The organism is Methylobacterium sp. A49B (assembly GCF_053346215.1).
Genome location: NZ_JBKFBO010000011.1, coordinates 1 through 563, shown reverse-complemented (window position 1 = coordinate 563; position 563 = coordinate 1). Strand labels below are relative to the sequence as shown.

General features: G+C 60.0%; 1 pseudogene. It reads left to right on the top strand.

The features are described 5' to 3' along the window. Nucleotides 1–344 precede the first annotated feature (344 nt). A pseudogene (locus ACLBX9_RS01805) lies at nucleotides 345–563 on the top strand (hypothetical protein); the annotation flags it as partial.

Below are 563 nucleotides of genomic sequence, written 5' to 3'. Positions count from 1 at the left end.
GGCGAACTCGCAGGCGCTCACGACGCGTCAGTCGATGGGCATCTCGGCGCTGTCGCTGGCCAACTCGGCCCAGCAGGGCGTGCTCCAGCTTCTCCGCTAAGCATCGGCATCGTTACCGATGCGGCGGCCGGGGAGCTACCCCGGCCGTTTTCGTTCGAAATGTAAAGCGGTGCGGCATCGATGGTGCGCCCGAAATTTTGTTGTCGGAGATTCGGATTAAAAACGCGGCCGATCCGTTTGCTTTGCCCCGAAATGGACATGGCAACATCATCGCCGCATGTCGCTTGGCATTACTCAATCTAATCAGCGGATGAGAACGGCTTGGGGCAGCTTGGGCCCGAGGTGTGACCTCGAAGATACATCAATTTGCTGCGTTCTTGACTAAATCTCAGCACAATTGGTGTCATGAACAAGAGATCGCTGTGATTAAAAATCTGCTTGGCATTTTGGTGGCGGGCGCTGCTTTGACCGGCGCCGCGTCGGCCGCCGACCTGCCGCGCCGGGCCGCGCCGCCGCCGGTGTTCACGCCGGTCCCGGTCTTCACCTGGACGGGCGCGTATTTC